Below are 15812 nucleotides of genomic sequence, written 5' to 3'. Positions count from 1 at the left end.
TCGAGATTCTTATGGATAAATTGATAATTACCGGTGGCGTTCGTCTTGATGGCGAAATCCGCATCTCCGGGGCAAAGAACTCTGCCCTGCCGATCCTGGCTGCAACCTTGCTGTGCGATGGCCCGGTGACTGTTGCCAACCTGCCGCACCTGCACGACATCACCACCATGATCGAGCTGTTCGGTCGTATGGGCATCGAGCCGGTGATCGACGAGAAACTCAGCGTCGAAATCGACCCGCGCACCATCAAGACCCTGATCGCTCCGTACGAACTGGTGAAAACCATGCGTGCGTCGATCCTGGTGCTGGGCCCGATGGTTGCCCGTTTCGGTGAAGCCGAAGTCGCACTGCCTGGCGGTTGCGCCATTGGTTCGCGTCCGGTTGACCTGCACATTCGTGGCCTCGAAGCCATGGGCGCGGTCATCGACGTCGAAGGCGGCTACATCAAGGCCAAGGCACCTGAAGGTGGCCTGCGCGGTGCGCACTTCTTCTTCGACACCGTCAGTGTGACCGGTACCGAAAACATCATGATGGCGGCCGCTCTGGCCAAGGGCCGCAGCGTTCTGGCAAACGCCGCTCGCGAGCCTGAAGTCATCGACCTGGCGAACTTCCTGATCGCCATGGGCGCCAAGATCACTGGCGCCGGCACTGACACCATCACCATCGATGGCGTCGAGCGTCTGCACCCGACCACTTACAAAGTGATGCCTGACCGTATCGAGACCGGCACCTACCTGGTCGCCGCTGCTGTGACTGGCGGTCGTGTGAAGGTCAAGGACACCGATCCGACCATCCTCGAAGCCGTTCTTGAGAAACTCAAGGAATCGGGTGCCGAAATCACCTGCGGCGAAGACTGGATCGAGCTGAACATGCACGGCAAGCGGCCAAAAGCCGTTAACGTGCGCACCGCTCCGTACCCGGCATTCCCGACCGATATGCAGGCGCAGTTCATTTCCCTCAACGCCATTGCCGAAGGCACGGGCGCTGTGATCGAGACGATCTTCGAAAACCGCTTCATGCACGTGTACGAACTGCACCGCATGGGCGCCAAGATCCAGGTTGAAGGCAACACCGCCATCGTCACTGGCACCGAAACGCTGAAGGGCGCGCCAGTCATGGCCACCGACCTGCGTGCTTCGGCCAGTCTGGTGATCTCGGCGTTGATCGCTGAAGGTGACACCTTGATCGACCGCATCTACCACATCGACCGTGGTTACGAGTGCATCGAAGAGAAACTGCAGATGCTCGGCGCCAAGATCCGCCGCGTACCGGGCTAGTTTCTGCTGCATGGGCGCAAGGACGTGCCCGTTGATTTCGTTTCAAGTCGAGCCTGTTTCAGGCTCGATGTGTGTCCGGCGCCATTTGCGACCGGGCATGAGTACCTTGATAAGGACTGACGTTTCCCATGTTGACCATCGCACTGTCCAAGGGCCGTATCCTTGACGACACCCTGCCGCTTCTGGCTGAAGCGGGCATCGTGCCGACCGAGAATCCGGACAAGAGCCGCAAGCTGATCATCCCCACGACCCAGGCCGATGTACGTCTGCTGATCGTGCGCGCCACCGATGTGCCGACTTACGTCGAACATGGTGCCGCTGACCTGGGCGTCGCCGGTAAAGATGTGCTGATGGAATATGGCGGCCAGGGTTTGTACGAGCCGTTGGACCTGCGAATTGCCCTGTGCAAGCTGATGACGGCTGGCCGTGTCGGCGATGTCGAGCCCAAGGGCCGCCTGCGTGTGGCGACCAAATTCGTCAACGTTGCCAAGCGCTACTACGCCGAACAGGGCCGTCAGGTCGACATCATCAAGCTCTATGGCTCGATGGAACTGGCGCCGCTGATCGGTCTGGCAGACAAGATCATCGACGTGGTCGACACCGGCAACACCCTGCGCGCCAATGGCCTGGAACCCCAGGATTTCATTGCCGACATCAGCTCCCGGCTGATCGTGAACAAAGCATCGATGAAAATGCAGCACGCCCGTATCCAGGCGTTGATCGACACCCTGCGCAAGGCAGTGGAGTCTCGACACCGCGGCTGATTTACCTGCGCGACGTTAAGTCGCGCCCGTCTATCCGCCTCATAGCCAGAATTCTCAGGTGCCCAAGCGGATCGATGGTAGCTTCGGGTACCTGAGTTTTTTGCCATTCCTATGAGGCTCTCGCTATGACCGCACCGACTGCAATTCGCCGACTCAACGCTGCTGACCCGGATTTCGCACATCATCTGGATCATCTGCTGAGCTGGGAAAGTGTGTCTGACGACTCGGTCAATCAGCGGGTGCTGGACATCATCAAGGCCGTGCGCGAGCGTGGCGATGCGGCGCTGGTGGAATTCACCCAGAAGTTCGACGGCCTGCAGGTCGCGTCCATGGCGGACTTGATTCTGCCTCGTGAGCGCCTGGAACTGGCCCTGACCCGAATCACCGTGCCACAGCGTGAAGCGCTGGAAAAAGCCGCGTCCCGAGTACGCAGCTACCACGAGAAACAGAAACAGGATTCCTGGAGCTACACCGAAGCCGACGGCACGGTGCTGGGCCAGAAGGTCACGCCGCTGGATCGCGCCGGCCTGTACGTACCGGGCGGTAAGGCGTCTTATCCGTCCTCGGTACTGATGAATGCAATTCCGGCCAAGGTGGCCGGCGTGACTGAAGTGGTCATGGTAGTGCCGACGCCTCGTGGCGAAATCAACGAGCTGGTGCTGGCCGCAGCCTGCATCGCCGGCGTCGACCGCGTGTTCACCATCGGCGGCGCTCAAGCGGTTGCTGCGCTGGCTTACGGCACCGAAAGCGTGCCGAAGGTCGACAAGGTGGTCGGTCCGGGCAACATCTATGTCGCCACCGCCAAGCGCCACGTGTTCGGCCAGGTCGGCATCGACATGATCGCCGGCCCATCCGAAATCCTCGTGGTCTGCGACGGCCAGACGGATCCGGACTGGATCGCCATGGACCTGTTCTCCCAGGCCGAGCACGACGAAGACGCCCAGGCGATTCTGGTCAGCCCGGACGCCGAGTTCCTCGACAAGGTCGCCGCCAGCATCGCCAAACTGCTGCCGACCATGGAGCGCGCCGAGATCATCGAAACGTCGATCAATGGCCGTGGTGCGCTGATCAAGGTCCGCGACATGGATCAAGCCATCGAAGTGGCCAACCGCATCGCACCGGAACACCTTGAGTTGTCCGTTGCTGATCCGCAGGCCTGGCTGCCGAAGATTCGCCACGCTGGCGCGATCTTCATGGGCCGTCACACCTCCGAGGCCTTGGGCGACTACTGCGCCGGCCCGAACCACGTGTTGCCTACCTCCGGCACCGCGCGTTTCTCCTCGCCGCTGGGTGTGTACGACTTCCAGAAGCGCTCGTCGATCATCTACTGCTCCGAGCAGGGGGCGTCGGAACTGGGCAAAACCGCTTCCGTGCTGGCCCGTGGCGAGTCGTTGACCGCTCACGCGCGCAGTGCCGAGTACCGCATCGTTGACGAAGACTCTCTACAAGGGCAGGGCAACTGAGCATGAGTAAATTCTGGAGTCCCTTCGTCAAGAGCCTGGTGCCTTACGTGCCGGGCGAGCAGCCGAAACTGGCGAAACTGGTGAAGCTCAACACCAACGAAAACCCGTACGGACCATCGCCAAAAGCCTTGGCGGCGATGCAGACCGAACTGAACGACAATTTGCGTCTGTACCCGGACCCGAACAGCGATCTGCTGAAGAACGCGGTGGCCAGGTACTACGGCGTGCAGAGCAATCAGGTGTTCCTCGGCAACGGTTCCGACGAAGTCCTGGCGCACATTTTTCACGGCTTGCTGCAACACGATAATCCAGTGCTGTTCCCGGATATCAGCTACAGCTTCTATCCGGTTTACTGCGGGTTGTATGGCATCGCCTTCGACGCGGTGGCGCTGGACGAGCAGTTCCAGATCAACCCGGCGGACTACGCCAAGCCGAACGGCGGGATCATCTTCCCGAATCCGAACGCACCGACCGGCTGCCTGTTGGCGCTGGATGCGGTGGAGAAAATCCTCAAGGCCAGCCCGGATTCGGTGGTCGTGGTGGATGAGGCTTACATCGATTTCGGCGGTGAGACGGCGATCAGCCTGGTGGATCGTTATCCGAACCTGCTGGTGACCCAGACCCTGTCCAAGTCCCGTTCACTGGCGGGCCTGAGGGTGGGGCTGGCGGTGGGGCACCCGGACCTGATCGAGGCGCTGGAGCGGATCAAGAACAGCTTCAACTCCTATCCGCTGGATCGTCTGGCGAATGTCGGTGCAGCCGCAGCGTTCGAAGATCGTGAGTACTTCGACAAGACTTGCCGGTTGGTCATCGAGAATCGTGAAAACGTCGTTGCGCAACTGCAAGCGAAAGGTTTTGAAGTGTTGCCGTCGGCGGCGAACTTCATCTTCGCCCGTCATCCGCAACACGATGCGGCAGGGCTGGCGGCGAAGTTGCGTGAGCAAGGCGTGATCGTTCGGCACTTCAAGCAGGAACGGATTGCCCAGTTCCTGCGGATCTCGATTGGCACACCGGAGCAGAATCAGGCGTTGATCGACAGCCTCGGCGACCTCTGACTCAACACTGACCCTGTGGGAGCGAGCAGGCTCGCTCCCACAGGGTTTGGTATCGACTGCTTACTCTTCTTCTTTTTCCTTGATCGGCGCAGGCGGCGGACGCAGACCGATTTCTGCCGTGAGCTTCAGCTCTTTGCCATTGCGCATCACCTGAATCGTCACCTTGTCGGTCGGCTTGATGCGCGCCACCTGGTTCATTGACTTGCGACCATCGCCCGCCGGTTCGCCGTCGATGCTGAGGATCACGTCACCCAGTTGCAGGCCGGCCTTCTGTGCCGGGCCGTCACGGAAAATCCCCGCGACCACAATGCCCGGCCGCCCCGACAGGCCAAACGATTCCGCCAGTTCCTGGCTCAACGGCTGCACTTCGATACCGAGCCAGCCGCGAATCACCTGGCCGTGCTCGATAATCGACTTCATCACTTCCATGGCCAGCTTCACCGGGATTGCGAAACCGATGCCCTGCGAACCGCCGGACTTGGAGAAGATCGCCGTGTTGATGCCGGTCAGGTTGCCGTTGGCATCCACCAGCGCACCGCCGGAGTTGCCGGGGTTGATCGCCGCGTCGGTCTGGATGAAGTCTTCGTAGTTGTTCAAGCCCAGCTGATTGCGCCCGGTGGCGCTGATGATGCCCATGGTCACGGTCTGGCCGACGCCGAACGGGTTGCCGATGGCCAGGGCCACGTCGCCGATGCGGATGTTGTCGGAGCGCCCGACGGTGATCGATGGAAGATTCTTCAAGTCGATCTTCAGGACCGCGAGGTCGGTTTCCGGGTCGCTGCCGATCACTCGGGCCAGGGTTTCACGCCCGTCCTTGAGCGCTACCACAATCTGGTCGGCGCCGCTGGTCACGTGGTTGTTGGTCAGCAGGTAACCTTCCGGGCTCATGATCACGCCCGAGCCGAGGCTCGATTCCATGCGCTTCTGCTTGGGCGAGTTGTCGCCGAAGAAACGACGGAACTGCGGATCTTCGAACAGCGGATGGTTCGGCTTGTTGATGACTTTGGTGGTGTACAGGTTGACCACCGAAGGTGCGGCCGTGGTCACTGCGTCGGCATAGGACACCGGACCTTGTTGCATGGTGGTGGTTTGCGGGGCTTGCTGCATGTTGACGTCGAGGCTCGGGAGTCCGACCCACTGCGGGTAACGCTGGATGATTAACAGGGCAATAAGCACGCCGGCCAACAGCGGCCAGCCAGAAAAACGCAGCGCTTTGAGCATTAAGCACGTCCTGAGAGGTTGCAGGCGGTATGAGACCGCCCATAATGTCGCGCATTATACGAGGCGAAGCGTGCCTCTGAACGGGATATTTAGGAGTCTTTTATGGCCGTCGCCTTGAGCACCCTGGTCGAAGAAGCCGACCGTTACCTTAACAGTGCAAAGATTGCCGATTACTGCCCCAACGGGTTGCAGGTCGAAGGCCGGCCGCAGGTCATGCGCATCGTCAGTGGCGTCACCGCCAGCCAGGCGTTGCTCGACGCCGCTGTGGAAGCCAGCGCCGACCTGGTACTGGTGCATCACGGCTATTTCTGGAAAGGCGAGAGTCCGTGCATCACCGGCATGAAGCAGCGTCGGTTGAAAACCCTGCTCAAGCACGATATCAGCCTGTTGTCCTACCATCTGCCGCTGGATCTGCACCCGGAAGTCGGCAATAACGTTCAGCTGGCACGTCAGCTCGATATCACAGTGGAAGGCCCATTGGATCCGGACAATCTCAAAGTTGTCGGGCTGGTCGGTTCATTGAACGAGCCGGTGACGGCCCGCGATTTTGCCCGCCGCGTACAAGAAGTCATGGGCCGCGAGCCGTTGCTGATCGAAGGCAGCGAGATGATTCGCCGCGTTGGCTGGTGCACCGGTGGCGGTCAGGGGTACATCGATCAGGCCGTGCTGGCTGGCGTCGACTTGTACCTCAGCGGTGAGGCGTCCGAGCAGACCTTCCACAGCGCCCGGGAAAACGACATCAGCTTCATCGCCGCCGGCCATCACGCCACCGAGCGTTATGGCGTGCAGGCGTTGGGCGATTATCTGGCGCGGCGCTTTGCCCTCGAGCACATCTTCATCGATTGCCCGAATCCGATCTGAATCACCCATACCCACTGTGGGAGCGAGCCTGCTCGCGATAGCTGCGTCACATTCGATATTGATGTGACTGACACACCGCTATCGCGAGCAGGCTCACTCCCACAGGACCCAGTACACCCGAACAGGCAGGTATATTCATATACCCTTTCGATCTAGCTTGCGTCCTGATTAGAAGAGGTCGCTGTGCTAGGATTCCTCGCTCGAACACGGCCCGCTGGCCGTCCATAAGATCGTTTTCGTGAGTAGCCATGGTCGACAAACTGACGCATCTGAAACAGCTGGAGGCCGAAAGCATCCACATCATCCGCGAGGTCGCCGCCGAGTTCGATAACCCGGTGATGCTGTACTCCGTCGGTAAAGACTCCGCCGTGATGCTGCACCTTGCGCGCAAGGCATTCTTCCCGGGCAAACTGCCGTTCCCGGTGATGCACGTCGACACCCGGTGGAAGTTCAAGGAAATGTACGCGTTCCGCGACCGCATGGTCGAAGAGCTCGGCCTTGACCTGCTGGTGCACGTGAATCCCGAGGGTGTTGCGCAGGGTATCAACCCGCTCACCCACGGCAGCGCCAAGCACACCGATATCATGAAAACCGAAGGCCTCAAGCAGGCCCTCGACAAGTACGGTTTCGATGCCGCTTTCGGTGGTGCCCGTCGTGACGAAGAGAAATCCCGTGCCAAAGAGCGCGTGTATTCCTTCCGCGATACCAAGCACCGCTGGGACCCGAAAAACCAGCGTCCCGAGTTGTGGAACGTCTACAACGGCAAGGTCAACAAGGGCGAATCGATCCGTGTTTTCCCGTTGTCGAACTGGACCGAACTGGACATCTGGCAGTACATCTACCTCGAAGGCATCCCGATTGTGCCGCTGTATTTCGCCGCCGAGCGCGACGTCATCGAGATGAATGGCACCTGGATCATGATCGACGACGAACGCCTGCTCAATCACCTGAGCGATGAAGACAAGGCGCGCATCGTCAAGAAGAAGGTCCGCTTCCGTACACTCGGCGACTACCCGTTGACCGGTGCGGTCGAGTCCGAGGCCACCAGCCTGACCGACATCATTCAGGAAATGCTCCTGACGCGAACTTCCGAACGCCAGGGCCGGGTCATCGATCACGATGGCGCAGGCTCGATGGAAGAAAAGAAACGTCAGGGTTATTTCTAAGGGGTTGTCATGTCGCACGCATCTGATTTGATCAGCGAGGACATCCTCGCCTACCTGGGCCAGCACGAACGCAAGGAAATGCTGCGCTTTCTGACCTGTGGCAACGTCGACGACGGCAAGAGCACTCTGATCGGGCGCCTGCTGCACGACTCCAAAATGATCTACGAAGATCACCTGGAAGCCATTACCCGCGACTCGAAAAAAGTCGGCACCACTGGCGACGACATCGACCTGGCATTGCTGGTCGACGGCCTGCAGGCCGAGCGTGAGCAGGGCATCACCATCGATGTCGCTTACCGCTACTTCTCCACCGCCAAACGCAAATTCATCATTGCCGACACCCCTGGCCATGAGCAGTACACCCGCAACATGGCCACCGGTGCGTCCACCTGTGACCTGGCGATCATCCTGGTCGACGCCCGTTACGGCGTGCAGACCCAGACCCGTCGCCACAGCTTCATTGCCTCGTTGCTGGGCATCAAACACATCGTTGTCGCCATCAACAAGATGGACCTCAACGGTTTCGACGAAACTGTCTTCGAGTCGATCAAGGCCGATTACCTGAAGTTCGCCGAAGGCATCGCGTTCAAGCCGACCACCATGGCCTTCGTGCCGATGTCGGCGCTGAAAGGCGACAACGTGGTGAACAAGTCCGAGCGCTCGCCGTGGTACACCGGCCAGTCGCTGATGGAAATCCTTGAAACCGTCGAGATTGCCAACGACCGCAACTACACCGACCTGCGTTTCCCGGTGCAGTACGTCAACCGTCCGAACCTGAACTTCCGTGGTTTCGCCGGTACGCTGGCCAGCGGCGTCGTGCACAAGGGCGACGAAGTCGTGGTGCTGCCGTCGGGCAAGAGCAGCCGTGTGAAATCCATCGTCACCTTCGAAGGTGAGCTGGAGCACGCCGGTCCTGGTCAAGCGGTGACGCTGACCATGGAAGACGAGATCGACATCTCCCGCGGCGACTTGCTGGTGCACGCTGACAACCAGCCGCAAGTGACCGACGCCTTCGACGCCATGCTGGTATGGATGGCCGAAGAGCCGATGCTGCCGGGCAAGAAATACGACATCAAGCGCGCCACCACCTACGTGCCGGGTTCGATCACCAGCATCGTCAACCGCGTTGACGTGAACACCCTGGAAGAAGGTCCGGCCAGTTCGTTGCACTTGAACGAGATCGGTCGGGTCAAGATCAGCCTCGACGCGGCCATCGCGCTGGACGGTTACGCGAGCAACCGCACCACCGGTTCGTTCATCGTCATCGATCGTTTGACCAATGGCACCGTTGCGGCCGGCATGATCATCGCTCAGCCGTTGAGCCATGGCACCAGCACGCATCACGGCAAACTGGCGCACGTTGCCACCGAAGAACGCGCCCAACGCTTCGGCCAGCAACCGGCCACCGTGTTGTTCAGCGGCTTGTCGGGCGCCGGCAAAAGCACTTTGGCTTACGCCGTTGAACGCAAGCTGTTCGACATGGGCCGCGCGGTGTTTGTACTCGATGGCCAGAACCTGCGTCACGACCTGAACAAAGGTCTGCCACAGGATCGCGCCGGGCGTACCGAGAACTGGCGTCGTGCGGCGCACGTTGCGCGTCAGTTCAACGAAGCCGGTCTGCTGACGCTGGCGGCCTTCGTTGCGCCGAGTGCCGAAGGCCGGGAGCAAGCCCGGGAGCTGATCGGCAAGGAACGTCTGCTGACGGTCTACGTCCAGGCTTCGCCGACGGTCTGTGCCGAGCGTGACCCACAAGGCCTGTACGCGGCGGCCGGGGATAACATCCCGGGCGATTCCTTCCCGTACGACGTGCCACTGGACGCCGACCTTGTGGTCGACACCCAGTCGCTGTCGCTGGAAGAAAGCGTCAAGCAAGTGCTGGATCTGCTGCGCAAGCGTGGTGCGATCTAAGCGTTAGCCGCTAATAAAAAACCCGCCGATGAGTGATCATCGGCGGGTTTTTTTATGCTTGGTGATTTCCAAATGTGGGAGCGGGCTTGCTCGCGAAAGCGGTGTATCAGTCGACATCAATGTTGAATGTCAGTCCGCTTTCGCGAGCAAGCCCGCTCCCACAGGGGGTCAGTGTTTGGCGGGATACTCGCGGTGCATCTGCCCCAGCAGCGCATCCTTGTCTTCCCACAACTGATTGATCCAGCCCTGAAACTGCAAGCGATACTCGCCGTCCTGGTCGTAGTTCTTGCCGATGAACTGCGGCGGAATCTTCAGCTCCTGAAAGTGCACCACCACATCCTTCACGTTCCCACAGAGCAAATCCCAGTAACCGGGACGGCCGGCCGGATAGTGAATGGTCACGTTGACGATCGCTTCCAGCTGCTCCCCCATGGCATCCAGCACAAACGCAATGCCGCCAGCCTTGGGCTTGAGTAGATGCTTGAACGGCGATTTCTGCTGGGCATGCTTGCCGTCGGTGAAACGCGTGCCTTCGACGAAATTGAAAATCCCCACCGGGTTTTGGCGGAACTTGTCGCAGGTCTTGCGGGTGGTTTCCAGGTCTTTGCCTTTCTTATCCGGGTGCTTCTCCAGGTAGGCCTTGGAGTAGCGCTTCATGAACGGAAAGCCCAAGGTCCACCAGGCCAGACCGATCACTGGCACCCAGATCAGCTCTTGCTTGAGAAAGAACTTCAGCGGCTGGATACGCCGGTTGAGCACGTATTGCAGCACCATGATGTCGACCCAGCTCTGATGGTTGCTGGTGATCAGGTACGAGTGCCGATAGTCCAGCCCTTCAAGGCCGCTGAGGTGCCAGCGGGTGCGGCAGACAAGGTTCATCCAGGCCTTGTTGTTGCTGATCCAGGCTTCATGGGTATGGCTCATCAACCAGCGCGTGAAGCGCTGGGTGAGGGCGAAGGGCAACACTTTGAAGATCGCCACGCAGAACAGAAACGAGCAAAGCAAAATCGTGTTCAGCGCCAACAGCAGCGAGGCAATGACGCCTCGCAGCGGTGCAGGTAGGGAGTCCAGCATTTAAAGATCCAAAGGTCGGTTGGCAGCTTGAATCGCGGTCAACGCGATGGTGTAGACGATGTCATCGACCTGCGCGCCGCGCGGCAGGTCGTTCACCGGTTTGCGCAGGCCTTGCAGCATCGGCCCGAGGCTGACGCAATCGGCGCTGCGTTGCACGGCTTTGTGGGTGGTGTTGCCGGTGTTCAGGTCGGGGAACACGAACACTGTGGCGCGACCGGCGACCTGGCTGTTCGGCGCCAGTTGCCGGGCAACGGTTTCGTTGGCGGCGGCGTCGTATTGCAATGGGCCGTCGATCAACAGCGAGTTTTGTTGCTCGTGGGCGAGCAACGTCGCTTCGCGCACCTTCTCGACTTCTTCGCCGCTGGCCGATTCACCGCTGGAGTAGCTGATCATCGCCACGCGCGGGGTGATGCCGAAGGCGGCTGCCGAGTCGGCGCTTTGCAGGGCGATCTCGGCCAGTTCGCTAGCGCTCGGGTGCGGGTTCATCACGCAGTCGCCGTAGACCAGAACCTCTTCGGGGAAGAGCATGAAGAACACTGATGACACCAGCGTGCAGCCCTGCGCGGTCTTGATCAGTTGCAGGGCCGGGCGGATGGTGTTGGCGGTGGAATGAATGACCCCGGACACGAGGCCGTCCACTTCATCCAGCGCCAGCATCATGGTGCCGATCACCACGGTGTCTTCCAGTTGCTGTTCAGCCATCGGCGCGTTGAGGCTTTTGGTTTTGCGCAGGGCGACCATCGGCTCGACGTAACGCTCGCGGATCAGGTCCGGGTCGAGGATTTCCAGCCCCGGCGGCAGCTCGATGCCTTGGGCGCGAGCCACGGCTTCGACGTCCGCCGGTTTCGCCAGCAACACGCAACGGGCAATGCCGCGCGCCTGACAGATCGCTGCGGCTTGCACGGTCAGCGGCTCGCTGCCTTCGGGCAGGACGATGCGTTTGTTGGCAGCCTGGGCGCGCTGGATCAGTTGATAACGGAACACCGCCGGCGACAGGCGCATTTCCCGTGGCGTGCCGCAGCGTTGGTGCAGCCACTTGGCGTCGAGGTGGCTGGCAACGAAATCGGTGATGATCTCCGCGCGCTCGCGGTCGTCGATCGGGATTTCCTTGTTCAAACCGTTCAACTGGTTGGCGGTGTCGTAGGAACCGGTGCTCACCGACAACACCGGCAGGCCCGCCTGCAACGCACCACGACAGAGGTCCATGATGCGCGGGTCGGGCAGGGTGTCACTGGTCAGCAACAGGCCGGCCAGCGGCACGCCGTTCATGGCGGCGAGGCTGACGGCGAGGATGATGTCGTCGCGATCACCGGGCGTCACCACCAACACGCCGGGCTTGAGCAGCTCCACGGTGTTACGCACCGTGCGGGCGCAGATGATGATGTTGGTCATGCGCCGGGTTTCGTAATCACCGGCATTGAGAATCTGCGCGCCCATCAGATCGGCGACGTCGCGGGTGCGCGGGGCGTTCAATTCCGGCTGGAACGGGATGCAGCCCAGCAGACGGAAATCGCCACTGCGCAGCAACGGCGAATGCTCTTTCAAGCGCGAGGCGAAGGCCTCCATGCTCTCGTCGGTTTTGACCTTGTTGAGGATCACGCCGAGGACTTTCGGGTCTTTGGGGCCGCCGAACAATTGCGCCTGCAATTCCACTCGGCCGGACAGTTCGGTCAGCACCTCGTTTTCCGGTGCCGAGACCAGGATCACTTCGGCGTCGAGGCTTTTCGCCAAATGCAGATTGACCCGTGCGGCGTAACTGGCGCTGCGGGTCGGGACCATGCCTTCGACGATCAGCACATCCTTACCGACTGCCGCCTGCTGATAGAGGGTGATGATTTCTTCGAGCAACTCGTCCAGCTGACCGTCGCCGAGCATGCGCTCGACGTGCGCCAGCCCGAGCGGCTGAGGCGGTTTCAAACCGTGAGTGCGCGCCACCAGCTCGGTGGACCGTTCAGGCCCGGTGTCACCCGGATGCGGCTGTGCAATCGGTTTGAAAAAGCCGACCTTGAGGCCGGCCCGCTCAAGGGTACGTACCAGCCCGAGGCTGATGGAGGTCAGACCCACACCAAAATCGGTGGGCGCGATAAAAAAAGTTTGCATGCGGATTCTCTGGAGGTGCATGGCAATGGTGAACGCCTATGACTGGCCTTCTACCGAAATTCAGTCGCCAAGGTTAGCGCTAACCGAGCCTTGTGCGCACCAACCGCAATCAAAGGGCTGGCCTATTTTTTCATTACGCAGCAAAGGGTCCAGCACCCAGGCTCGGGATTGCCACGGTGGCTGGTGCCGCAGGTGCTGGGTGTGACCGCAGGAAAGCTCGGCCACCCAGTGCCCGTCCTCATCTTGATGGAAGCCTGTGACCGTCGAGCCTTTCGCCGTCATCCGTCTGTCCGGGTTGTGTTCGCTTTCGGGCGATTGCTTCGCTAAACTTGGCCATTCTTCATTCTTATGCAAAAGGTCTCGCCCCATGCTGATCGCCGCCAATAAGGCTGTCTCCATCGACTATACCCTGACCAACGACGCTGGTGAGGTCATCGACAGCTCCGCCGGCGGCGCGCCGCTGGTCTACCTGCAAGGCGCAGGTAACATCATCCCGGGCCTGGAAAAGGCACTGGAAGGCAAAACAGTCGGCGACGAGCTGACCGTAGCCGTTGAACCTGAAGATGCCTACGGCGAATACGCTGCCGAACTGGTCAGCACCTTGAGCCGCAGCATGTTCGAAGGCGTCGACGAGCTGGAAGTGGGCATGCAGTTCCACGCATCCGCTCCGGACGGCCAGATGCAGATCGTCACCATTCGCGATCTGGACGGCGACGATGTCACCGTCGACGGCAACCACCCGTTGGCGGGTCAGCGCCTGAACTTCCAGGTCAAGATCATCGACATCCGTGATGCCAGCCAGGAAGAAATCGCTCATGGTCACGTCCATGGCGAAGGTGGCCATCACCACTGATTTTCTGCGCTAAGCTTTCGAGAACTGGAGAGGCGCCCGAGGGGCGCCTTTTTTAGTCCGCGGCTGTCCCTGGTGACACCGCCAAGTGGCTGTTTCGAGAAGAACACGGGAATCTGGAGTTCGTCATGAGTGCTTTTCACGACCTTAAATTGACAGGCCTGGATGGTCAGGAGCTACCTCTGGCGCCCTTCAAGGGGCATGTCGTGCTGGTGGTCAACGTCGCCTCCAAATGTGGCTTGACCCCACAGTACGCGGCGCTGGAAAACCTCTACCAGCAATACAAGGACAAAGGCTTCAGCGTACTGGGCCTGCCGTGCAACCAGTTTGCCGGGCAGGAACCGGGTACCGAGCAAGAGATCCAGGCGTTTTGCAGCCTCAACTACGGCGTGAGTTTTCCGTTGTCCAGCAAGCTGGAAGTCAACGGTCACGATCGTCATCAGCTGTACCGTCTGCTGGCGGGCGAGGGTGCTGAATTTCCTGGTGACATTACCTGGAACTTCGAAAAATTCCTGCTGGGCAAGGATGGTCGCGTGCTGGCGCGATTCTCGCCGCGCACGGCGCCGGATGATCCGACTGTCATTCATGCGATCGAAAAAGCCCTGAGCTGAACCAAAAAATCGCAGCCACTGAGCTGCGATTTTTTATGCCTGCCTTTTGAACCTTAATCACCGCAATCAATAGTGCTGTGCTTCGCTTGCCGCTCCGCATATTATCGCCGTCATAAAATATCTGTCCCGTCGATACCGTTTCCGTGGAGCGTCCCATGCCCGTCAAAGCCCTGTTCAAACCGTTCCACCTCGGCACCCTCGAATTGCCGACCCGCGTCGTCATGGCGCCGATGACCCGTTCGTTTTCACCAGGTGGCGTTCCCAATTCCAAAGTGATCGAGTACTACCGTCGTCGCGCCGCTGCGGGTGTGGGCCTGATCATCACCGAAGGCACTACCGTCGGCCACAAGGCTTCCAACGGTTACCCGAACGTGCCGCATTTCTACGGTGAAGCGGCATTGGCCGGTTGGAAGAAAGTGGTCGACGCGGTGCATGCCGAAGGCGGCAAGATCGTTCCTCAGCTGTGGCATGTCGGCAGCGTGCGCCGCATCGGCACCGAGCCGGACGCCAGCGTGCCGGGTTACGGTCCGTCGGAGAAATTGAAGGACGGTCAGGTCGTGGTTCACGGCATGACCCAGCAAGACATCCAGGACGTGATCGCCGCATTTGCCCAGGCCGCCAAAGACGCCCAGAGCATCGGCATGGACGGCGTGGAAATTCACGGTGCCCACGGCTACCTCGTGGACCAGTTCTTCTGGGAAGGCAGCAACCAGCGTACCGACGAATACGGCGGCAGCCTGGCTAACCGTTCGCGTTTTGCCATCGAATTGATTCAAGCCGTGCGTGCCGCGGTCGGCGAAGGCTTCCCGATTATCTTCCGCTTCTCGCAGTGGAAACAGCAGGATTACACCGCGCGCCTGGTGCAAACACCCGAAGCGTTGGGCGAATTCCTCAAGCCGTTGTCCGACGCCGGCGTGGATATTTTCCACTGCTCGACACGTCGTTTCTGGGAGCCGGAGTTCGACGGTTCCGAGCTGAACCTGGCCGGCTGGACCCGTAAGCTCACCGGTAAACCGACCATCACCGTGGGCAGTGTCGGCCTGGATGGCGAGTTCCTGCAGTTCATGGTCAACACTGACAAGATCGCGCAGCCGGCCAGCCTGGAAAAACTGCTGGAGCGTTTGAACAATGATGAGTTCGACTTGGTGGCGGTAGGTCGTGCGCTGCTGGTGGACCCGGACTGGGCGCAGAAAGTGCGCGACGGCCGTGAAGAAGACATTCTGCCGTTCAGCCGTGAGGCGTTGATGACGCTGGTTTAAGCGGCGCTTGGCAGGGCCCTTTCGCGAGCAGGCTCGCTCCCACTTTCAACCGAGTTCTACCTGAAGAATGCGGTCAACTGTGGGAGATTCTATGGTTGAGGGAAAGCCCTCAACTGGCTTTTGGCTGATATTCGCTTTGCCCTTTCAGCAAGGCGAATACCACCCGAGCAAGCTTGCGAGCCAGCATCACCAGCGCCTGAGTG

The 15812-nt window shown here is 60.2% G+C and carries 14 protein-coding genes and 1 pseudogene; 10 read left to right on the top strand and 5 right to left on the bottom strand.

The window, feature by feature from the left end:
* The first annotated feature begins 11 nt into the window (after nt 1-11).
* From murA to hisC, 4 genes are all read left to right on the top strand, one after another.
* The gene (murA, locus tag KW848_RS21860) at nt 12-1277 is read left to right on the top strand and encodes a UDP-N-acetylglucosamine 1-carboxyvinyltransferase (RefSeq protein ID WP_111450400.1); all 1266 of its coding nucleotides are present in this window, start codon (nt 12-14) and stop codon (nt 1275-1277) included.
* A gap of 128 nt (nt 1278-1405) precedes the next feature.
* Nucleotides 1406-2041, top strand: a complete 636-nt coding sequence (hisG, locus tag KW848_RS21855) for an ATP phosphoribosyltransferase (RefSeq protein WP_007901570.1) — start codon at nt 1406-1408, stop codon at nt 2039-2041.
* Nucleotides 2042-2166: 125 nt separating this feature from the next.
* Nucleotides 2167-3504, top strand: a complete 1338-nt coding sequence (gene hisD / locus KW848_RS21850; RefSeq protein WP_218538028.1) for a histidinol dehydrogenase — start codon at nt 2167-2169, stop codon at nt 3502-3504.
* 2 nt (nt 3505-3506) lie between these two features.
* Nucleotides 3507-4559, top strand: a complete 1053-nt coding sequence (gene hisC / locus KW848_RS21845; RefSeq protein WP_218538027.1) for a histidinol-phosphate transaminase — start codon at nt 3507-3509, stop codon at nt 4557-4559.
* 60 nt (nt 4560-4619) lie between these two features.
* Here the strand turns inward: hisC and algW are convergent, their stop codons facing one another.
* The gene (algW, locus tag KW848_RS21840; RefSeq protein WP_192410161.1) at nt 4620-5780 is read right to left on the bottom strand and encodes a Do family serine endopeptidase AlgW; all 1161 of its coding nucleotides are present in this window, start codon (nt 5778-5780) and stop codon (nt 4620-4622) included.
* Between the two features lie 102 nt (nt 5781-5882).
* On the opposite strand from algW, the gene KW848_RS21835 reads away from it, so the two are divergent.
* From KW848_RS21835 to cysN, 3 genes are all read left to right on the top strand, one after another.
* Nucleotides 5883-6641, top strand: a complete 759-nt coding sequence (locus tag KW848_RS21835; RefSeq protein WP_218538026.1) for a Nif3-like dinuclear metal center hexameric protein — start codon at nt 5883-5885, stop codon at nt 6639-6641.
* Nucleotides 6642-6889: 248 nt separating this feature from the next.
* Nucleotides 6890-7807 (top strand): sulfate adenylyltransferase subunit CysD, encoded by a 918-nt coding sequence (gene cysD, locus KW848_RS21830; protein WP_030128620.1) that lies wholly within the window; start codon nt 6890-6892, stop codon nt 7805-7807.
* A gap of 9 nt (nt 7808-7816) precedes the next feature.
* A complete protein-coding gene (gene cysN, locus KW848_RS21825) occupies nt 7817-9715 on the top strand; it encodes a sulfate adenylyltransferase subunit CysN (protein WP_046045871.1) in 1899 nt (632 codons plus the stop codon).
* Between the two features lie 168 nt (nt 9716-9883).
* Here the strand turns inward: cysN and KW848_RS21820 are convergent, their stop codons facing one another.
* From KW848_RS21820 to KW848_RS21810, 3 genes are read right to left on the bottom strand one after another with little or no spacing between them, the layout of a single operon-like run.
* On the bottom strand, nt 9884-10789 hold the full coding sequence (locus KW848_RS21820; protein WP_218538025.1) for an acyltransferase: 906 nt from the start codon (nt 10787-10789) through the stop codon (nt 9884-9886).
* Nucleotides 10790-12889 (bottom strand): phosphate acetyltransferase, encoded by a 2100-nt coding sequence (gene pta, locus KW848_RS21815; protein ID WP_218538024.1) that lies wholly within the window; start codon nt 12887-12889, stop codon nt 10790-10792.
* Nucleotides 12890-12949: 60 nt separating this feature from the next.
* Complete coding sequence (locus KW848_RS21810) at nt 12950-13288, bottom strand: DUF3565 domain-containing protein (RefSeq protein WP_192410162.1); 339 nt, start codon at nt 13286-13288, stop codon at nt 12950-12952.
* Here KW848_RS21810 and KW848_RS21805 point away from each other — a divergent pair.
* From KW848_RS21805 to KW848_RS21795, 3 genes are all read left to right on the top strand, one after another.
* On the top strand, nt 13257-13742 hold the full coding sequence (locus KW848_RS21805; protein ID WP_008150718.1) for a peptidylprolyl isomerase: 486 nt from the start codon (nt 13257-13259) through the stop codon (nt 13740-13742). The two genes, KW848_RS21810 and KW848_RS21805, sit on opposite strands and share 32 nt — an antisense overlap.
* Before the next feature lie 125 nt (nt 13743-13867).
* Entirely contained in the window at nt 13868-14350 is a 483-nt protein-coding gene (locus tag KW848_RS21800; protein ID WP_218538023.1) for a glutathione peroxidase, read from the top strand.
* Between the two features lie 155 nt (nt 14351-14505).
* Nucleotides 14506-15609: an NADH:flavin oxidoreductase gene (locus KW848_RS21795; protein ID WP_076028629.1), complete on the top strand. Its 1104-nt coding sequence runs from the start codon at nt 14506-14508 to the stop codon at nt 15607-15609.
* A gap of 109 nt (nt 15610-15718) precedes the next feature.
* Here KW848_RS21795 and KW848_RS31895 read toward each other — a convergent pair.
* A pseudogene (locus tag KW848_RS31895) lies at nt 15719-15812 on the bottom strand (IS110 family transposase); the annotation flags it as partial.

This window comes from Pseudomonas sp. PDM25, from assembly GCF_019219045.1.
Lineage (GTDB): Bacteria > Pseudomonadota > Gammaproteobacteria > Pseudomonadales > Pseudomonadaceae > Aquipseudomonas.
Note: the sequence above shows the minus strand (reverse complement) of the source record. Positions and strands in the feature narration are given on the sequence as shown.

Excerpts from the sequence above, each read along its gene's own strand:
- murA (WP_111450400.1), top strand. The coding sequence starts at position 12 with ATGGATAAATTGATAATTACCGGTGGCGTTCGTCTTGATGGCGAAATC.
- hisG (WP_007901570.1), top strand. The coding sequence starts at position 1,406 with ATGTTGACCATCGCACTGTCCAAGGGCCGTATCCTTGACGACACCCTG.
- hisD (WP_218538028.1), top strand. The coding sequence starts at position 2,167 with ATGACCGCACCGACTGCAATTCGCCGACTCAACGCTGCTGACCCGGAT.
- hisC (WP_218538027.1), top strand. The coding sequence starts at position 3,507 with ATGAGTAAATTCTGGAGTCCCTTCGTCAAGAGCCTGGTGCCTTACGTG.
- algW (WP_192410161.1), bottom strand. The coding sequence starts at position 5,780 with ATGCTCAAAGCGCTGCGTTTTTCTGGCTGGCCGCTGTTGGCCGGCGTG.
- KW848_RS21835 (WP_218538026.1), top strand. The coding sequence starts at position 5,883 with ATGGCCGTCGCCTTGAGCACCCTGGTCGAAGAAGCCGACCGTTACCTT.
- cysD (WP_030128620.1), top strand. The coding sequence starts at position 6,890 with ATGGTCGACAAACTGACGCATCTGAAACAGCTGGAGGCCGAAAGCATC.
- cysN (WP_046045871.1), top strand. The coding sequence starts at position 7,817 with ATGTCGCACGCATCTGATTTGATCAGCGAGGACATCCTCGCCTACCTG.
- KW848_RS21820 (WP_218538025.1), bottom strand. The coding sequence starts at position 10,789 with ATGCTGGACTCCCTACCTGCACCGCTGCGAGGCGTCATTGCCTCGCTG.
- pta (WP_218538024.1), bottom strand. The coding sequence starts at position 12,889 with ATGCAAACTTTTTTTATCGCGCCCACCGATTTTGGTGTGGGTCTGACC.
- KW848_RS21805 (WP_008150718.1), top strand. The coding sequence starts at position 13,257 with ATGCTGATCGCCGCCAATAAGGCTGTCTCCATCGACTATACCCTGACC.
- KW848_RS21810 (WP_192410162.1), bottom strand. The coding sequence starts at position 13,288 with ATGGAGACAGCCTTATTGGCGGCGATCAGCATGGGGCGAGACCTTTTG.
- KW848_RS21800 (WP_218538023.1), top strand. The coding sequence starts at position 13,868 with ATGAGTGCTTTTCACGACCTTAAATTGACAGGCCTGGATGGTCAGGAG.
- KW848_RS21795 (WP_076028629.1), top strand. The coding sequence starts at position 14,506 with ATGCCCGTCAAAGCCCTGTTCAAACCGTTCCACCTCGGCACCCTCGAA.